This window comes from Bacillus massiliigorillae (genome assembly GCF_000380245.2).
GTDB classification, from domain to species: domain Bacteria; phylum Bacillota; class Bacilli; order Bacillales; family DSM-1321; genus Bacillus_AD; species Bacillus_AD massiliigorillae.
The window spans coordinates 297,880-316,952 of the sequence record NZ_HG428743.1 but is presented as its reverse complement, the minus strand read 5'-3'; the positions used below and the strand labels follow the sequence as shown (position 1 = coordinate 316,952).

Annotated in this window: 14 protein-coding genes, 6 tRNA genes and 1 rRNA gene; 16 read left to right on the top strand and 5 right to left on the bottom strand. The window is 37.0% G+C overall.

Annotated features, from left to right (window positions below):
* The first annotated feature begins 62 nt into the window (after positions 1 to 62).
* The 10 genes from rrf to TX86_RS20230 all read left to right on the top strand — a co-directional run bounded on the left by rrf (position 63) and on the right by TX86_RS20230 (position 4,561).
* Positions 63 to 178, top strand: a 5S ribosomal RNA gene (gene rrf / locus TX86_RS20275).
* A 53-nt stretch (positions 179 to 231) separates the two neighbouring features.
* Positions 232 to 306: transfer RNA gene (locus TX86_RS20270), tRNA-Glu, on the top strand.
* 61 nt (positions 307 to 367) lie between these two features.
* Positions 368 to 443, top strand: a tRNA-Val gene (locus TX86_RS20265).
* Between the two features lie 79 nt (positions 444 to 522).
* A tRNA-Arg gene (locus TX86_RS20260) sits at positions 523 to 599 on the top strand.
* Positions 600 to 612: 13 nt separating this feature from the next.
* Positions 613 to 687 (top strand) — tRNA-Gln (locus tag TX86_RS20255).
* A gap of 7 nt (positions 688 to 694) precedes the next feature.
* Positions 695 to 765: transfer RNA gene (locus TX86_RS20250), tRNA-Gly, on the top strand.
* Between the two features lie 12 nt (positions 766 to 777).
* A tRNA-Ile gene (locus TX86_RS20245) sits at positions 778 to 851 on the top strand.
* Between the two features lie 198 nt (positions 852 to 1,049).
* Positions 1,050 to 2,531, top strand: a complete 1,482-nt coding sequence (locus TX86_RS20240) for an aldehyde dehydrogenase family protein (RefSeq protein ID WP_042351658.1) — start codon at positions 1,050 to 1,052, stop codon at positions 2,529 to 2,531.
* A gap of 98 nt (positions 2,532 to 2,629) precedes the next feature.
* The gene (locus TX86_RS20235; protein WP_230203695.1) at positions 2,630 to 3,427 is read left to right on the top strand and encodes an aspartate/glutamate racemase family protein; all 798 of its coding nucleotides are present in this window, start codon (positions 2,630 to 2,632) and stop codon (positions 3,425 to 3,427) included.
* Positions 3,428 to 3,463: 36 nt separating this feature from the next.
* Positions 3,464 to 4,561, top strand: coding sequence for a YkvI family membrane protein (locus TX86_RS20230; protein WP_042351656.1), 1,098 nt, complete (start codon positions 3,464 to 3,466; stop codon positions 4,559 to 4,561).
* Between the two features lie 48 nt (positions 4,562 to 4,609).
* On the opposite strand, the gene TX86_RS20225 is transcribed toward TX86_RS20230, so the two are convergent.
* Positions 4,610 to 5,797: a CdaR family transcriptional regulator gene (locus tag TX86_RS20225; protein WP_052343797.1), complete on the bottom strand. Its 1,188-nt coding sequence runs from the start codon at positions 5,795 to 5,797 to the stop codon at positions 4,610 to 4,612.
* Between the two features lie 188 nt (positions 5,798 to 5,985).
* Here TX86_RS20225 and TX86_RS20220 point away from each other — a divergent pair, with 188 nt between their 5' ends.
* The 4 genes from TX86_RS20220 to TX86_RS20205 all read left to right on the top strand — a co-directional run bounded on the left by TX86_RS20220 (position 5,986) and on the right by TX86_RS20205 (position 10,563).
* A complete protein-coding gene (locus TX86_RS20220; protein WP_042351654.1) occupies positions 5,986 to 7,152 on the top strand; it encodes an NAD(P)/FAD-dependent oxidoreductase in 1,167 nt (388 codons plus the stop codon).
* A gap of 192 nt (positions 7,153 to 7,344) precedes the next feature.
* Positions 7,345 to 7,527: a hypothetical protein gene (locus TX86_RS20215; protein ID WP_042351653.1), complete on the top strand. Its 183-nt coding sequence runs from the start codon at positions 7,345 to 7,347 to the stop codon at positions 7,525 to 7,527.
* Positions 7,520 to 8,944, top strand: a complete 1,425-nt coding sequence (locus TX86_RS20210) for an Asp-tRNA(Asn)/Glu-tRNA(Gln) amidotransferase GatCAB subunit A (RefSeq protein ID WP_042351651.1) — start codon at positions 7,520 to 7,522, stop codon at positions 8,942 to 8,944. Before TX86_RS20215 ends, TX86_RS20210 begins: the two co-directional genes overlap by 8 nt.
* A gap of 344 nt (positions 8,945 to 9,288) precedes the next feature.
* A complete protein-coding gene (locus tag TX86_RS20205; RefSeq protein WP_195892932.1) occupies positions 9,289 to 10,563 on the top strand; it encodes a dicarboxylate/amino acid:cation symporter in 1,275 nt (424 codons plus the stop codon).
* A 77-nt stretch (positions 10,564 to 10,640) separates the two neighbouring features.
* On the opposite strand, the gene TX86_RS20200 is transcribed toward TX86_RS20205, so the two are convergent.
* Positions 10,641 to 11,816, bottom strand: coding sequence for an LL-diaminopimelate aminotransferase (locus tag TX86_RS20200; protein WP_042351649.1), 1,176 nt, complete (start codon positions 11,814 to 11,816; stop codon positions 10,641 to 10,643).
* A gap of 83 nt (positions 11,817 to 11,899) precedes the next feature.
* A complete protein-coding gene (locus TX86_RS20195; RefSeq protein ID WP_052343796.1) occupies positions 11,900 to 13,558 on the bottom strand; it encodes a thiamine pyrophosphate-dependent enzyme in 1,659 nt (552 codons plus the stop codon).
* Positions 13,559 to 13,739: 181 nt separating this feature from the next.
* Between TX86_RS20195 and TX86_RS20190 the strand changes: the two genes are divergently transcribed.
* Complete coding sequence (locus TX86_RS20190; protein WP_042351647.1) at positions 13,740 to 14,513, top strand: IclR family transcriptional regulator; 774 nt, start codon at positions 13,740 to 13,742, stop codon at positions 14,511 to 14,513.
* Between the two features lie 391 nt (positions 14,514 to 14,904).
* Positions 14,905 to 17,043 carry a peptidoglycan D,D-transpeptidase FtsI family protein gene (locus tag TX86_RS20185; protein ID WP_042351645.1) on the top strand — a complete coding sequence of 713 codons (2,139 nt, stop codon included), beginning with the start codon at positions 14,905 to 14,907 and terminating at the stop codon, positions 17,041 to 17,043.
* A gap of 731 nt (positions 17,044 to 17,774) precedes the next feature.
* Here the strand turns inward: TX86_RS20185 and TX86_RS20175 are convergent.
* On the bottom strand, positions 17,775 to 18,335 hold the full coding sequence (locus TX86_RS20175) for a hypothetical protein (protein WP_042351643.1): 561 nt from the start codon (positions 18,333 to 18,335) through the stop codon (positions 17,775 to 17,777).
* A gap of 173 nt (positions 18,336 to 18,508) precedes the next feature.
* The gene (locus TX86_RS25935) at positions 18,509 to 19,021 is read right to left on the bottom strand and encodes a hypothetical protein (protein ID WP_052343794.1); all 513 of its coding nucleotides are present in this window, start codon (positions 19,019 to 19,021) and stop codon (positions 18,509 to 18,511) included.
* Positions 19,022 to 19,073 lie beyond the last annotated feature (52 nt).

The following is a 19,073-nucleotide window of genomic DNA, read 5'->3' as shown; positions in this document are numbered from 1 at the left end:
CAATTTTATTTGGAAAAACACTTCTGTTATCTAGTTTTGAAAGAATGAAAATTCTTCATATGTCTGGTAATGATGGCGAAGAGGCCACACCCGTTCCCATTCCGAACACGGAAGTTAAGCTCTTCAGCGCCGATGGTAGTTGGGGGGTTCCCCCTGTGAGAGTAGGACGTTGCCAGGCATAATCCCATTGGGATTATTTTTTTTGGTTATTTTTTAAGAAATACAAACAATGGCCCGTTGGTCAAGCGGTTAAGACACCGCCCTTTCACGGCGGTAACACGGGTTCGAATCCCGTACGGGTCACCAATAATACAGTTGATAGTTCTTTTAGCTATCCGTTATCAACTTTCAACTATAAACTAACCACGGAGGATTAGCTCAGCTGGGAGAGCACCTGCCTTACAAGCAGGGGGTCGGCGGTTCGATCCCGTCATCCTCCACCATGAAGATGCAGTAGACAGTTCAATGTTGATTGTGAGTAGTTTATTCCTCGAATAACTATAAGCTTTCAACGTATAAAATGCGCCCGTAGCTCAATTGGATAGAGCGTCTGACTACGGATCAGAAGGTTATGGGTTCGACTCCTTTCGGGCGCGCCATTTTTATAATTATTGGGCTATAGCCAAGCGGTAAGGCAACGGATTTTGATTCCGTCATGCGAAGGTTCGAATCCTTCTAGCCCAGCCATCCTTATGCGGGTGTAGTTTAGTGGTAAAACCTCAGCCTTCCAAGCTGATGATGAGAGTTCGATTCTCTTCACCCGCTTAAAATCTTTGGGGGCCTATAGCTCAGCTGGTTAGAGCGCACGCCTGATAAGCGTGAGGTCGGTGGTTCGAGTCCACTTAGGCCCATTATATGTTTAGAAGATAACCCAATGAGGGTTATTTTTTTTGCTTAAATTACAATCGCACCATGCCTATTTGTACAAATTTTACAGAAAACACGGGTGAAATCCATATAATTTTAGTGTAAATCATCCATAGTCCTTACATGAAAAAAAAGATAAATTTATGTTAATAAATTTCTTACTGTAATGGAGGAGGATGACAATGAATAAATATTTGAATTTTATCAATGGAGAGTGGAGAGAGGCTTCATCAGGTGAAAGTGTTCCCGTTACAAACCCAGCAACTGGTGAAGTTATCGGGATGGTTGTTCAATCGACTCAAGAGGATGTTGATGCGGCTGTCCAATCTGCTAAACTAGCGCAAAAATCATGGAGATTAGTGCCTGCACCTAAGCGAGCTGAAATTCTATATAAAGTGGCCTACTTATTACAAGAAAGAAAAGAAGAGTTATCCCAAACTTTAACGCAAGAAATGGGAAAAGTCATTAGTGAAGCTAGAGGAGAAGTACAAGAAGCAATTGATATGGCTTATTACATGGCAGGAGAAGGCCGTCGTCTGTTCGGTGATACCGTTCCTTCAGAGCTACAAAACAAATTTGCGATGAGCGTCCGTGTGCCAATCGGAATTGCAGGCTTAATTACGCCATGGAACTTTCCAATTGCTATTGCTTCGTGGAAGTCATTACCGGCATTGGTTTCAGGTAATGCAGTAGTTTGGAAGCCTGCAACGGAGACACCAGCAGTTGCTCAAGGCTTTGTAAAAATCTATGAAGATGCAGGTTTACCAAAGGGTCTAGTAAACCTTGTAAATGGGTCAGGAAGCGTAGTAGGTAATGCGATGGTTGAACATCCAGACATCGATCTAATTTCGTTTACAGGATCGAATGAGGTAGGAAAACAAATAAATGAACGTGCAGGAGCTTTGTTGAAGCGTACATCGCTTGAAATGGGCGGTAAGAATGCGGTGACGGTATTAGAAGATGCTGACCTTGATCTTGCGGTTGATGGCATTCTGTGGGGTGCTTTTGGAACAAGTGGTCAAAGATGTACAGCATCCAGTCGAATCATCGTACATGAAAAAGTAAAAGCAGAATTAGAGCGCAAATTAGTGGAACGAATCGGTGAACTAAAGCTGGGTAATGGGCTAGATGAAACAGTAAATGTCGGTCCTGTGATTAATCGTTCTTCACTTGAACGAATTGATGAGTATGTGAAGATTGGTCAAGCTGAAGGAGCGAAGCTTTTAGTTGGAGGACGAATTGCGACGGAGAATGGTTTAAATCAAGGAAACTTCTATGCCCCTACCATTTTTACAGATGTGACACCTGATATGAGAATTGCGAAGGAAGAAATCTTCGGCCCTGTCCTTTCCATCATAGAGGTGAAGAGTCTAGAGGAAGCTATTGAAGTCAATAATAGCGTTGAGTTCGGTTTATCAAGCGCTATCTTTACGGCTGATGTGAATCGTGCTTTCCAAGCGATGAATGATTTGGACACAGGTATTGTGTACGTGAATGCAGGAACAACAGGTGCTGAAATCCACTTACCATTTGGTGGCACGAAAGGAACAGGCAATGGTCATCGTGACTCAGGAGTAGCTGCCCTTGATGTGTATACAGAGTGGAAATCCATTTATGTAGACTATAGTGGTAAATTACAACGAGCACAGATTGATAATAATTAATGTGAGAAGGCTACTCTTTTTGAGTAGCCTTCATTACCTCACTTTAATAATAGAACCCTCTAGATGTCCTAATCATCCAATAAAAAAGGAGCCAAAATATGATGAATCATTCTTCGTTTTATAAGGAAAGAGAATATGGATATATAAGTCGAGAAGGAAAAACAACAGACGTAACGCAAAAACGTGGTCAATATATTTCAGGCTATTCCGTCGGTATTTTATATTTAGATGGCTGTTGGTATCCTGTGCTACCTGGAAATGTTGCGAATTTAAGCACCTATCAATTCCCCGTAAGACTTAAAAAAGTACCTAATTGTACAACCTCTCGATTATTAAATGGTGATGCTGACTTATTAGAGAGCGTCATTCAAGCTGCAAAAGAACTAGAAGCAGAAGGTGCAAGAGCCATCTCGGCGGCATGCGGATTCTTTGGCAACTTTCAAGAGAAAGTCGCAAATGCAGTGGACATACCGGTTTACCTCTCAAGCGTCGTGCAAATTCCATGGATTCAAGTCGGTTTGAAGTCTAATCAAAAAGTAGGCATGTTAACAGCCTATGCTGACGGAATGAGTGAAAACTTATTTAAGAGTTGCGGTGTGTACAATACGAATAATGTCGTCATTCAAGACTTAAGTAAATGTACAGAGTTCTCGTGCATATTAGAGGATCGAGGTACGTTTGATAATGAAAAATTGCGAGAAGAAGTAGTGATGGCTGCTGACCAGCTCGTTAAAAACAATCCTGATATCGCTGCGATTCTTTTAGAATGTAGTGATTTACCTCCTTACGCTTCCGATATTCAACGGCAAGTAAAGCTTCCTACCTATGATTTCATCACCTTAATTAATTGGGTTCATCATGCAACGAGTCAAAGACCTTACTATGGTTTTGTGTAAAAAGACTGAAAATTCAGGTAAGTTAGGAGTGATTGTATGAAACAAAGTTTACAGTTTTCTGCGGCAATTGTCGGAGTCATTGTAGGTGCAGGATTTGCTTCTGGACAAGAAATCGTGCAATTCTTTACGTTTTTTGGCTTAAAAGGAACGTTTGGCTCCATTCTAGCAACGGTCTTGTTTGCAATTATATTTATGCGGATTGTACAGCTAGGGAGTATGCTCCAAACTACTTCTCATCAAAAGGTTCTCTATCATATTTGTGGGAAGTATATCGGGATCGTTGTTGACTTTATCATTACATTCTTTTTGTTTGGGGTATTAGTTGTCATGTTTGCTGGTAGTGGCTCACTATTTGAGCAACAGTTTGGCTTACCGAATTATGTTGGTAATATCTTTATGGCTATTATCACGATTTTAACGGTTTGTTTAAACATCCAGAAAATCATATCCATTATGGGGGCATTCACCCCAATTCTATTTGTCATGATATTACTTATTGGTGGTTATTCCGTTGCAACGATGGACTATAATTTTGCTGAATTAAAAGAGTTAAGCAATGTCAAATCGGCTGCTGCTTCTAATTGGGTACTAGGCTCTCTATTATATGTTTCATATGTAACGGCAGCTGGCTTTGCGATGTTAACCGTAATGGGAGGGACAAGCAAGGAGATGAAGTCTAGTCGAAACGGAGGCATTATGGGTGGCATAGCCCTTGGGTTATTAATTCTTCTATTCCACTTTGCAATGATCAGTAAATTCGGTTCTATTCAAAACGTAGATATGCCATCTCTCCTTTTAGCCGATCATCTTTCACCTTGGGTTGCTATTATCATGACAGTATTGATATTAGGGATGATTTATAATACGGCTGTAGGTATGTTGTATTCCTTTACGGTTCGCTTCTTTAAAGCTGATAATCGTAACTTTAAAAAATATATTATTGGCATCGGCATCATTGCATTTCTCGCAAGCTTTGCTGGATTTACAAATCTAGTAGGCACACTATATCCAATCACAGGCTATCTAGGCTTTGTATTAATTGCTGCCATTCTATGGAGTTTCGTGAAAACAAAGAACTTGAAACAAACACAAGAGGCACATACGGAAGACGAGAAGGAAAGTGTCAGTTTATAGAGGAAAGACGTCCCAAAAGTGATGATACATTACTTTTGGGACGTCTTTTTATGCGGTATGCCCTTGCGTTTTAATCGCGAAGTATAACAATAAACAATGTTCAAAGTTATTGATATTAAGCGAGGTGAGCTTGCTGATCTTCTCTAATCGATATACCAATGAATTGCGGTGCAGAAAGAGCTTTCGAGATGTTTCACTTAAATTCATATTGCATTTGCAGTAGGTCATGAAGGTGGAGGCAAGTGTCTCGAAGTTTTCATGCGTCAGAAAGGCATGCATATTCTTCATTAGTTGTTTTTGTATGTAGGGATGTAATCCATTCGCTAGGAGCTCCAAGGTGATGTTTAAGTCGTTATATTGATAGATTCTTGGGGAGATGCTCGTCTTTTTGCCGACGGTTAAGGCTTTTAAGGCATCTTGATACGATTCTCTTATACCAATGATATCCCCTTTTATCTCACCAATAGAGATGGCAGCCTTGGCATTATATTTCACTTCTATGTATTGATTAAATCGATGAAATTTATGTTTGATTTTTTTGAAGAACATATCACTAGTCTCTGTTGAATTGACTGTTTTTAAAAGGATGAATTGCTCGATGGTTAAGGAAGAAACAATATCTTGTTTATTGTCGATTAAGTAGTATTTTACATCATGCATTAAATCTGTTTGGAGCTGTACAGTAACTTCTTCATCTTGGAGGGCTGATGATTTCAAAGAAAGGATATCAATATCAAGAAGTATGCAGGCTCTATTGAGGTTTAAATCATAGCCAAGTATTTGCCCATATCGCATCACCCGATTGTAATCATCTTCATCTGTGGAATGAATTAGGTGGTGAATGAACGTATCTGTTTTTTTAGTCTCCAGAATGTCTATTTCTTGCTTCATAAACTCCTGGCACATCATTTCTACGTAGCTTTTAATCATTTGCGTATATTTCTTCACTTCTTCTGGGTCACCGATGATTCCTAATACGCCGATGTATTCGCGATTAAAGATAATTGGAACGGCTGAACCAGGTAGCACATTGTCTAACGATTTCACTTCCTCTACTTCATAGCAAATCATTTGCTTTCTTTTTAATACATTTAGTGATGCTTGGTGAAAAGTTCCGAGGCGCTGACGATCGGTCGCTCCAATAATATAACCCTTTTCATCGGTAATACTGATTGGATGACCGATAATTTCCGAGGTGTTCTCCGCAATCTTTTGAGCGATTTTTTCTAATAGCATAAGCAACTCCCCCTTTTTGTAGATGGTTAACATAGTACATTCAATTTTAATGTGTAATTTCCTTGTTAAAATGACTGATTTTTTGCGTCATAATGCAATTTTTTTTGTGGAATTTAAACATAGTTTCAATATGGCGTAAAGGATTACAGTTATAACAAGAAATCATTTGAAGAAAAGGTGGTTATGGTATGCAAAATAAAGCAGATGTTCTCATTGTTGGTGGAGGCGTTATTGGTTCTAGTATTGCGTATAATCTTTTAAATGATGGATTTACTGGTCGAATCATTGTTTTTGAAAAAGATAGTGTATACGAATTCGCCTCAACACCTCGAAGCGCAGGTGGTTTTCGTCAATTGTACACAACCGATGTGAATGTACAGCTAAGTCGCTATAGCCTAAGTATTTATAAAGAATTTGCAGAGAAAATGGCAATCGATGGGGAGAAAGTAGAAATCGATTTTAAACAAAGAGGTTACCTATTCCTTGCAACAGAGGAAATGATGCCTCGTTTTTCCAAACATTTAGCTATGCAGCATAAGAACGGTGTGTCTTCTCAACTTCTAGAAAAACACGGATTACTAGATATTATCCCAGAACTAACGCTGGATGATTTGGCAGGAGGTCTATATTGCTCGGAAAGTGGTTACTTAGATCCGTATTCGGTCATGCAAGGTTATATTAAAGCATCGAAGTTTTTAGGAGCAGAATATGTCTATGATGAAGTTGAAAGCCTTCTGACAGAAAATGACCGTATCAAAGGGGTTAAACTAGCGAACGGCACTGAATACTACGCGCCTATTGTGATTAACTGTGCAGGAGCGTGGGCTTCTTTACTAAGTGAACAAGCCAATCTTCCTCTGCCTGTTATTCCAATACCTAGACAAATCTTTCAATTCGACGTCGGACAATCTTTACAAAAGTATTTACCATTAACGATGGACCCAACAGGTGTCTATTTCCGTCACGAAGGTGAGAAGTTCATTGCGGGTTATGCAGAAGATGTGGTAAGGAAAATCGATTTTAGCTGGAGACGCTCTGATTTTGAAGAAAATGTGTGGCCAATTTTAGCACACCGTGTGAAAAACTTCGAACAAGTTAAAATCACAGGTGGATGGGCAGGGCTGTATGACTTCAATACGAAAGATCATAATGCCATTATTGGCGAATATCCAACCATGAAAGGCTACTTTGTTGCATTTGGCTTCAGTGGTCATGGCATGCAGCAGGCACCTGCTGTTGGAAAAGGTCTCTCAGAACTCATTCGCAAAGGCAAATACGAAACATTAGACTTAACACCGTTACGCGTAGAACGCTTTGCGGAGAATGAATTAGTTATTGAGGATGCTATTTATTAACAAAGTGAAGATCAACTCTTGTAATCATTTACTTATTATAGGAACAAGATATATTAATTTAGGAGATTTTATATGAATTAATAGAAACTTCCTTACTCTGTATTAACCTTTTTAAGAGTTTTTTAACAACTAAATTAATAGTTTGGAAAATTATTGAAATCCGTTAAAATTAGTAAAAAAGGAGGTAGTGCAGTGGGAAATACTATTGAAAAGATTTTATCGGCGAAGAGTATTAGAACATCTGCAGAAGAGTTACAAGCATTGACACAACAGTGGGAGTCAATTCAATTATTAAAGAATGATTTTAGGAGTGTAGAATTGAACGACTATGATATTGCTATGACTCACACTCTGGGAGGTGCTCATGATGAATAAAAAATGGAATGAGAGCACGATTTCAGAGTTAGCTCCTCTTATTAAAAATAAAGAAGTTTCACCAGTAGAAGTGACAAGAGCTGTCATTGATCAGATTGAAACATTAAATAATAAATTAAATGCGTATATTAATGTCACCGTAGATAAAGCTTTGGAACAAGCTGAAGTAGCTGAGAAAGAAGTATTATCGGGGAATTACCGTGGGCCTTTACATGGCATTCCTATGGCTATTAAAGATAATATTTATTTTGCTAATGAAGTTACAACGATGGGATCAAAGATTCATAAAGAGTTTGTTTCAAAAGATAATGCTACAGTTGTTACTAAATTAAAAGAAGCAGGTACTATTTTTACAGGGAAATTAAATTTACATGAGTATGCTTGGGGGGCAACGAATAATAATCCTCATTTTGGACCATGTCGTAATCCATGGGATTTGGAAAGAATTTCGGGTGGCTCAAGTGGTGGTTCAGGTGTCTCAACAGCATCGCATATGACAATTGCTGCTTTGGGTACTGATACAGGTGGATCTATTCGCATACCTTCCTCATTTTGCGGTATTACAGGTTTAAAACCAACACACGGATTAGTAAGTAAATATGGAGCTTTTCCCTTAGGGTGGTCTTTAGATCACATTGGTCCTATGGCGAAGAGTGCGAAAGATGCAGCGTATATATTAGAAGCCATTTCAGGATATGACGCCAAAGATCCTACGTCAGTAAATAGGGCTATTCCTTCTTATTCGAATGAATTAACAGGTTCAATTAAAGGGCTAAAAATTGGCATTAATGAAGAGTACTTTTTTAATAACGTTGATGCACCTATAGAGAAAACAGTGAGGAATGCGATTTCGTCATTAGAAAAATACGGAGCCACTATTGAAGTGGTGAAATTACCGACACTTTCTTATGTTGAATATGCCGAAATGATTACTATCATAACGGAAGCCAGTGCGATACATCATGATAATTTGATTAAAAGAGAAGAAGATTTCGGAGATGATGTTCGTTTCTTATTAAAACTGGGTGAGATTCCTTCGGCAGTTGATTATTTACAGGCACAGCAAATACGTTTGCAATTGAATCGTGAATTTAAAGATTTGTTTACGAAAGTAGATGTGCTAATTACTCCTACACATCCAGTTTTACCACCAAAAATAGGCCAAGATATGGTGTCTCTAAATGGAACGGAAGTTAGTTTCTTAGATCAAATTATTCGGTTTACAGGTCCATTTAATTTAACAGGATTACCAGCAGTTACGGTACCATGTGGATTTGTTAATAATCTTCCTGTGGGTATGCAAATTGTTGGACCCGCCTTTAAAGAAGGAAGAATATTAAATGTGGCACATGCTCTTGAACAAATACATCCTGAGTTTTCCCAAACCCCAAGCTTGATACAGTATACAAATAAATAGATGAAAGAATAGCCCTAATTCTATGAATTAGGGCTATTTAGATTGTAGAACCAATATTGTTTTAATAGAGTTCTAGGAAGCAGACACGCATCTCTTGGCGGCAACTCGTCATTAATTCCTATCCTAAGAGAGACCTTTAACCTATATATACTCCGGAACCATGAGAAAACTTTATTATTATCAGATTATTTAGACTATTGAAAATAATAGTAGATTAACTTATACTTCTATTAAGCTTCGTAATAATTGAAATGATATTTCAATTATTGAAACGAAAAGGAAGGAGTAAGTATTTCTGAAGCATGATTTGGTTTGGAAAATACATAATTATAGGAGGAATGTGGATGTATGGAGCATGGAGATGGTATCGAGAAAAATCATTTATTTTAAAGATTTCGGTAGGTTTCTTACTAGGAATATGTATAGGTCTGATTTTTGGTCCATCAGCACATGTATTGGAGCCGTTAGGTACTATTTTCTTAAAACTTCTCAAAATGGCAGTTGTTCCACTTATTTTACTTACAGTAATCGTGTCTATTAACAATACCAACCCAAAGGAATTAGGTCGTATAGGAGGAAAGATATTTCCATACTTCATTATTACAACGGCTTTGGCAGTTATTTTAGGTATTGGAATTGCTGAATTCATTAATCCCGGCACGGGGTTAAAGATGCCTAATGGTACGAATATGGAGGTACCCGAAGCGCCCTCTCTAATAGATGTATTACTACAAGTTATACCTACTAACGTTTTTTCTGCGCTTGCGAATGGCGATATATTAAGTATAGTTTTTTTAGCTGTTATTGTTGGCTTTGCCATCTCTTTTATGAGACATTCAGCTGAAACTCAAATGAAAGAATGGGGCAATCTTTTATTGAAATTTGCGGAGGCAGGAAGTGAAGTTACTTTCCGTATTCTGAGTGGAATCTTACAATATGCACCAATTGGTGTGTTAGGGATTACTGCGACAACAATTGGTAATCAAGGTTTTGATACGTTAATTGCCCTTAGTAAATATGTCATTGCTTCTTATGTAGGTGTTGGTGTGCAAATATTTATCATCTTCCCGATTATACTCCTCTTGTTTAAAGTTCCTGTTATTAAATTCTTTAAGAATACACGTGAAGCGATTATTACAGCTTTCGTTACATCTAGTAGTCTAGCGACACTCCCAGTTACACTAAAGAGTGCAAAAAAAGCTGGTATTAGTGATAAAGTAGCTAATTTTTGCTTACCAGTAGGTGCTACAGTAAATATGAACGGTTCTGCAATTCATTTTGGTGTTGGAGTTGTTTTTGCCGCAAATATTATGGGATATGAATTAAGTATTGGTGCCATAGTTGGTATTATTTTAGCAGGAACATTAGCTGCCATTGGCACAGCTGGAGTCCCTGGAGCTGGATTAATTGGTATGTCTATTGTATTTACGCAAGCAGGTCTCCCGATTGAAATTGTCGGACTGACAGCTGGGGTAAACGTCATCACCGATATGATATTCACAACTTGTAATGTGACAGGTGATATTGTCGGTGCTGCAGTTGTTGATCAGTCAGAAAAGAAACATGAATTGACAGCATTCAATGCGAATGAAATTGCGAATGAAAGTATGACGGAATAATAATTTCTTATCATAATAAAAAAAGATCAATCTCGCGTTTGAAGGAGATTGATCTTTTAATAGTGTGAAAGAATGCCCTATTGACTAAGAGTTCGATAATAACTTTTCAATCGTTCCCCTGCTTCTACTAATCTTTCGATTGAAACGGAAAGAGAAATGCGGAAATACCCTTCCCCTCCTTCACCAAAGGCAGTACCAGGTGTGACGACAACCCCAACCTCTTGGAGCAATGTTTCTGCGAATTCAAAAGAAGTAAACCCTTGAGGCACCTCAGCCCATATGAAGAAACTTCCACGTGGAACATGAGCATGGATTCCAATATCATTTAGCAGTTCAATCACTTTCATCATGCGCTCTTTATATATGGCATTGTTTTGAGAAATAAAGCTTTGCTCGCTTGCTAAAGCAAATGCAGCAGCTTTTTGTATGGGGATAAATTGTCCTGTATCAGTATTGTTTTTTACAACGGCTAATGCTTTAATCATAGAACGATTTCCTACAACATAGCCAATTCTCCAACCAGTCATATTATAGGTTTTGGAGAAAGAACCGAATTCAACGGCGATATCTTTCGCTCCTTCTGCTTGCAGAATACTAGGAGCTTCGTAGTTATCAAATGTAATCATATTGTAAGCAAAGTCATGTGCGACAGGAATCTGATACTTCTTTGCGAACTGGACTACTTTTTGAAAAAACGCTATATCAACGGTTGCTGCTGTAGGATTGCCAGGATAGTTAAGGAGCATTAACTTAGCTAGTTCAAGGACAGTAGTAGGAATAGCATTTAACTCAGGCTTAAAATCGAGTTCTTTTTTTAAAGGCATAGTAAAGGGCACACCGTTTGCTAGCTGAATGGCTGTACGGTAGACACCATAACCAGGATCTGGTGTTAATACGACTTCTCCTGGATCAATCATAGCCGGAATTAAATGGGCAAGCCCCTCTTTCGAGCCAATTAATATTAGTACTTCTGTTTCTGCATCAAGCTCAACTCCGTATTGACGCCTATAAAATTCAGAAATAGCTATTCGTAATTCGGGTATTCCATTATAGCTAGGATATTTCATATTAGCTGGGTTATCCAACTCTTCTTTTAGTTTATTGACAATATGCAATGGTGTTGAAAAATCAGGATCTCCAATGCCAAGATCAATAACATCTATTCCTTTCTTTTTCAGTTCAGCTTTCTTTTTATTAATACTAGAAAAAACATAAGGGGGTATTTGGGAAATTCGCTTTGAATGAAAGATCATTCGTATTCTCTCCTTCCATATTGGTAGTAAAAGTAAAGAGAAGCCTTTCGTTAAAGTGTTAGAAAGGCTTCATTATTGCATTATTAAGCATTTGTTTGTTGTACTTTTGCTTGGTTTACGGAAAGAATATCTGGATTTGATAGCACTTCAATCAGTGTTGTTTTATTGGATGCAATTGCTCGTTGTAAGGCAGGAATAAACTCATCATTTTTTGTTACTCTTTCACCATTACATCCAAAGATTTCAGCGAGCTTTGAGAAGTTAGGGTTGGATAATTCAGTTCCTACTACGCGATCTGGAAAGTGCTTTTCTTGGTGAGCACGAATGGTTCCGTATAAATTATTATTAACCACAATCGCTATAACAGGGATATTGTAGTGAATCGATGTTGCCAGTTCTTGCATAGTCATCATAAATCCACCGTCCCCGGAAAAAGAAATGACAGGTTGATTAGGGTGTGCAAGCTTTGCCCCTAGTGCGGCTGGTAAACCGTATCCCATGGCACCAGATGTTGGACCGATATAAGTCTTCGGCTGCTCAAATCGATAGTATTTAGAAAGCCATCCAAAAAAGTTTCCTGCATCACTTGTAATAATGGCATTCTTCGGGGTGTGAGAAACGAAATCATGAAGCATTCCATCTAAATCCACATATTCTTCTGAATATGCTTTTTGAGGGGTAGAAAATGCCATATAACTGCTATGAAGCTGATTGACAAGTTTCATACGATTAGAATTCGTTTGATCTATAGAAATGCTTTCGTTTAGGTTTTGAAGAAATGAATGTACGTCTGAAACGATAGCAAGTGACGCTGTATACACTTTTCCAATTATTTCTTGAGAAATATCAATATGTATTAAATCAACTCCAGGCTTTAAGAGTGAATAATCTTGCGTCGTAACTTGGGAAAATCTTGTGCCAATCGCTATGACTAAATCTGCATCATAAATATAATCTAATAAATCTTTGTTTGAACCAAACCCTAGCCACCCAGCATAGGAAGGATGTTCATTTGGAAAAGCATCAAATCTTCGAAAAGCTGTAGCAACAGGTAAAGCTAGCTTCTCAGCTACTTCGACTAATAAAGGAGTGGAGTCAGAGGCAGTCACTCCTCCACCTGCTATAATGATTGGTTTTTTCGCTTTTGTAATCTTTTGTAGCACTTCATTAATATGTTTTTTGTTAGCTTCAGGTGTAGTTGGTTGTGTGTTGTGGTATTGATCTTGAGGATTTTGAACGATGTCTTCTAACATATCATGAGGTAAGGATACTACGACTGGACCAGGTCTACCTGATGTAGCCATATGAAAGGCACGATTAACTATTTCAGGAATCCGTTTGGCATCTTGAATTTCCACAGTCCATTTGCAAATATGACCAAAAAATGCAGCTAAATCTACTTCTTGAAAAGCTTCTTTCCCGATGTAATCACGTTCTACCTGTCCGAGAAAAGCAACAACTGGTGTTGAATCTTGCATCGCGGTATGAAGCCCAATTGAAAGATTTGCAGCTCCTACACCACGAGTCGCCATACAAACGCCCACTTTTCCAGATGCTTTCGCGTAGGCCTCAGCCATAAATGCAGCACCACCCTCATGACGAGTCGAAATGAGTTCAATATTTTCGTGATTATAAAGACCATCTAAAACACTAAGATAACTTTCACCAGGAACGCAAAATACTTTGTCAATCTTTGCCTTCTCTAAAGCTTCTACTATTAAATGCCCACCTAATTTACTCAATATCAATCGCTCCTTATCTTGTTTCAATTATTGAAACGTTATTTCATTTTATGATATTATGATGGTAACATATAAAAAACAGAAGAGCAATAAATTTTCAGAACATTCAGTTTGTTGGGTGGTATAGTTTTATCAGAGGGTATAGGGACTATTTGAAAGACGTTGGAAATGGGGGAAATACATGAATCAAAGTGTAGTTAAAGCACTAGCATTATTAGATTATTTTTCAAAAGATCAAAAAGAATTAACGCTTGGGGAGTTAGCTGAAAAGTCCAATCTTACTAAACCAACAGCTCATCGTTTGCTTTCCTCATTAGAGGAATGTGGTTTCCTAACAAAAGTGAAACATAATAATCAAGATGTACGTTATCGATTAGGCTTAAAATTGCTTGATTTAGGTAGTCTTGTTGCTGATCAGTTCGAGCTTCGAGATGTAGCATTACCTTTCATGAGACAATTGTGTGCTGATATTAATGAAGTGGTTCACTTAGTTATATTAGACAAAGATGAGGCTGTATATATCGAAAAGGTTGAAACGAACCATGCGATTCGTTTATACACACGAGTTGGCAAACGCTCTGAGCTATACATAGGGTCAGGGCCAAAACTACTACTTGCATATTTACCAGAACCGGAAAGACAAGCACTGATTAAAAAAATGACTTTTAAAAAGTTAACGGAACAAACGATTGATAATGAGGCAGTTTTACAAGAAGAAATTCTAAAAATTAGAGAATTAGGCTATGCACTAAGTAGAGGAGAACAAGACAGAGAGACCATCGGTATTTCGTATCCAATCTATAATCATAAAAAAGAAGTAGTAGCCGCCTTAAATGTCAGTGGTCCAGAATTAAGAATTGATGATCAGTTTATGGAAGTAGTAAAAGAAAAAACAGAGAAAATGGCTATGCGTATTTCTATGGAATTGGGTTATGCAGGAGCTAGAGATACCTAAAAACATCTCTTCTCTCACCAGAAGTTTATGTTGAGGGCTTTTATATAAAAAGTAGATATAAGAGGATTATCATTGAAGAAAACAACCTTTCATGGAAGAAACGTTGTTTTCTTGTTTTATTCCATTAATTCTTCAGCACTCCAAGTATTCAAAATCAGTATTTACATTTGATTTGAATACCAACCATTGGTCAGCGCGTTCATTTCAGCAATAAGCCTAATTACTTTTAATAAAAGACGGATAATGCTACGTTTAGAAAATGAAAAATATTTTTGTTTATTTTCGAAAACTGAAACTATTTCTATTCGACCATCGTCAAATCGAATGCTAGATTCAGAAAGGAGATACACATTAATATTAAGCCTATAATTCTACTTATTGTATAAAGGATATGAAGAAAGTGAAGAAATTTAAAGAAATAAAAGAAAAGAAAAAATCGCACATCCCTTTGAGACTAAACATCCTCTTTTTTGCTATTTTTTTGTTGTTTGTCGCCCTCGTTCTCCGTTTAGGAATCGTACAAATTATTTATGGGGATGATTATCGACGTGAAGTTGAACGAACAGAAGATATTATGATCAATAATTCTGTTCCTCGTGGAATTATGTATGATCGAAATGGACAAGTGATGGTCGATAATGTAGCTTTAAATGCGATTACATATACACGCACTCAAAATACAACGACAGATGAAATATTAGAAGTGGCTCAAAAGCTGGCAACGCTGATAGATAAATCTACAAACAAAGTAACAGAGCGTGATATGAAGGATTACTGGATTTTAGTGAATCCTAAAAAAGCTAAGAAGAAAATAACAAAAGAAGATAATAAGCTTTTGGCTGAAGAAAAAATAGATAATAAGGAAGTTTATAAACGTCAAATAGAGCGAATTACAGAGAAAGATCTTGCGTCTATATCGAAAGATGAATTAAAAGTTTTAGCTATCTTCAGAGAAATGAATAGTGCAAAAGCTTTAACGCCTCAGATTATTAAGACGAAAACAACAAGAATGAAGAATGGAACTCTGCAAGTGGTTGAAGAGGTTACCGATAGAGAAGTTGCCGAAGTGAGTGAAAACTTAGAATCTTTACCAGGAGTGGATGTAACAACGGATTGGGATCGTACATATCCTTTTGATAAAACATTAAAAACCGTTATTGGTAATGTATCAAAATCCGATCAGGGTCTACCATTAGAAAGCCTTGATTACTATTTAGCTAGAGATTATAGCCGTAATGATCGAGTGGGTACGAGTTATATAGAAGCCCAATATGAAGATGTTCTGCAAGGACAAAAAACAAAAGTGAAGAATATAACTGACAAGGGCGGCAGTGTTGTCGAATCTACACAGATTTCAGAAGGAAATAGAGGAAAAGATTTAGTATTAACAGTTGATATGGATTTACAATTGGCTATTGATCAAATTATTGAAGAAGAACTTAGAGCGAAAAAATCGTATGGTGGTACATATCTTTTAGATAGAGCCTTTGTTGTAATGATGAATCCAAAAACTGGCGAAATATTAGCTATGTCTGGTAAACAATTTGTTAAAGATAAAGAAACAGGTAAAACCGAATTACAGGATTATGCTTTAGGAAATATCACTTCTTCTTATACAATGGGATCTGTTGTAAAAGGTGCCACAGTTTTAACTGGCTATCAAACAGGTGTTTTGAAACCAGGAGAAGTGAAAGTAGATAGCCCTGTAAAAATTGGAGATCTTACTAAAAAATCATGGAAAAACATGGGGGCGATTAGTGATTTAACAGCGTTAAAACAATCATCTAACGTTTATATGTTTAAAATTGCTATGGATATCGGAAAAGGTCATTATGTCTATGGACGTCCATTAAGTATAGATACACAAGCATTTGATACAATGCGCAAATATTATAATCAATTTGGGTTAGGAATTCGTACCGGAATAGATTTGCCAAATGAATCAAAAGGATTTCCGGGTCCAGATAGAATTCCAGGTAAATTGCTAGATTTAGCAATTGGTCAGTTTGATACGTATACACCTCTGCAATTAGTACAATATGTTTCTACGATTGCAAATGGAGGAAATCGAATCCAACCTCATATTGTAAAATCTATTCATGACCCTAGTAAGAATAGTAAAGAATTAGGACCTGTTTTCCAAGAAATTGATCCAGTTGTATTAAATCGAATACCTATGAAACAGGAATGGATTGAACGTGTTCAAACCGGATTTAAACAAGTTATGCAATCACCAGGAGGAACCGGCTATAGTAAGTTCGGTGGAGCAAAATATAACATGGCAGGTAAGACAGGTACAGCACAATCATTCTATGATGGACCAGAGAAGAAAAAATATGGAGCACTTCAAACTATGAATTTAACTACGGTAGGTTATGCGCCAGCAGATAACCCAGAAGTTGCTATTTCTGTTGTTGTTCCTTGGGCTTATCAAGGTGCAACAGGTCATAGCATGAATATGGATATTGCAAAAAAAGTAATGGATAAATATTTCGAACTCAAAAATAAGAAAGATGTTACAGAAAAATAAATGTGAGAAGGAGCTGTGATTGCAGCTCCTTTTCATATGCAACTAAGTAATCACTGAAGCCTATACAATCAATAAAGAAAAGAATAAAACAACTTTTCTAGGAACGTTGTTTTATTCTTTTCTGCTTCTCTTCTATTCTTTATCATCGTTTCAATAGTTTTTTCACTCAATAAAAATCTATGAACTCCCCTTCTCTCCCCCAGCCTAAATAGTTATGTATTTTTGGGGAGAGACTAATTCCTTACTAAAAATAGTTCTATAAAATTGTCTTACTCTAGTATAAATCTTCCAGAATACGTTAATATTATAAATAGGATATTCTTAAATTTAAAGAGGGTTTTTTTATGATGTTCAATATTCGCTCATTATTATTTGTGATAGGTTGTCTAGCTATTTGTGGAATTGGATTAAAAGGAATTATAACAGGGGTAACACAGTCTATAACATTATCTTACGTCTTAGCTATTCTTGGCTTGGTTGGAATTATAAGTAGTGGCATACAGTGCATCAAAGGAAGAACCTCATAACCTTTATCCCGTTCAAACTGGTGCTAAGACTCCCACTTAAACAAGGCAGTGGAGACACGTAGACGAGTAAGTGGGAGATCAAGCACCAGTAAGAATCCGATTATTAGTTGAACCTTATTTAGCAGTAGATAGAACGGTTGATTAGAATCAAAGAAGAAAATAACCTTTCTATGAAGAAACGTTGTTTTCTTCTTTTTGGTTCTATTACTTCGCTTGTTGCTTTAACCATTCCTTGTATTCGGCTTCAGTATATTCATCTGTTTTGATTACCGTCCATTGGTCACCTTTTTTTTGTAGGTAAAGTTCCATTAAAAGTTCTCCACCAGATTCACCAAAGTCTTTTCGCAAGTAACTAATGCCACCATGAATACGCACAATGACCTCATCATCATTTAGAGTTTTTACTTTTAATTGATCATGACTTTCCATACTGAAGTTTGCGTCAATCAATGTAAAATGTTGATTCAATCTTTCAACCTCATCCTTTTCTACGTTAATCCCATTCTTTAAATCTATATTCTCCATTAATTCAGGATACTGTTTCCATAGAATTGTAATATCGTTATGTACGGTAGCCTGTGTGCGGTAATACATATACCTTATGACAGAACTTGAATAGTTCAACCAATCAGATGGTGCTGGTTCAATAAAGCCATCTACAACCTTTTTTGTTTTACTATCATCTGTTTTGGATTCAGGCTGCTGACAGCCAGCTAAAGAAATTCCGAGTATCGCGATTAAACTTATTAAAAGATATTTTTTCATTATGCCCCCCTACTTACTATTTTACTTCTCTATTAAACTAAAATTATTCATATATGTATAATAATAGAAGTGAAGTGCATGATTCAATTAATCTCTCTTTTTGTCTTGCTAAATAAGTAGATTAGTAAAAAAAAGAAAACAACCTTCCTAGAAACGTTGTTTTCTTTTTTCTATTAATCTTCTATTCCATCAAATAAATGATTTTGTAATTGCTTATTCGCTTCCATCACAATTAATGTCGTTAAGTAGTTTCTTGTGAAAATGGTCAAGTTATCGCCATATCGGAAGTCATCAATTTTTTCACTAATATCATACCAGATGAAAAACTCATCGACTTCATCGATAGTTAAGAAATCTTCATGTATAACATGCTCACGGACAACCTTGTATACATCATAAGCCACATCGAGAACATCCTCATCGCTATACACAATTTTCCTTAAGAGGACGTATATATAGTAGAGTACACACTCTTCCTTGGTGGGCTCCTGCAGTTGTAATTCTTTTTTTGCCCTTGAATAATATGATTCTACTTCAAAAATATTGAGTGGTTCGTTAAGAGAAGCAAGAATTGTGAGCGATGGTGTGGACATATTTTTTTCTAGCATGTGGATTGCCCAATTCACATAATCAGGCGAAGTTACTTTTCCTTCAAATTTCTTATAGAACAAAAGTTTAGTATTCATTTATACCCTCTTTAATTAATTTCTACAATGACTCGCATGAAAAGGATAAATT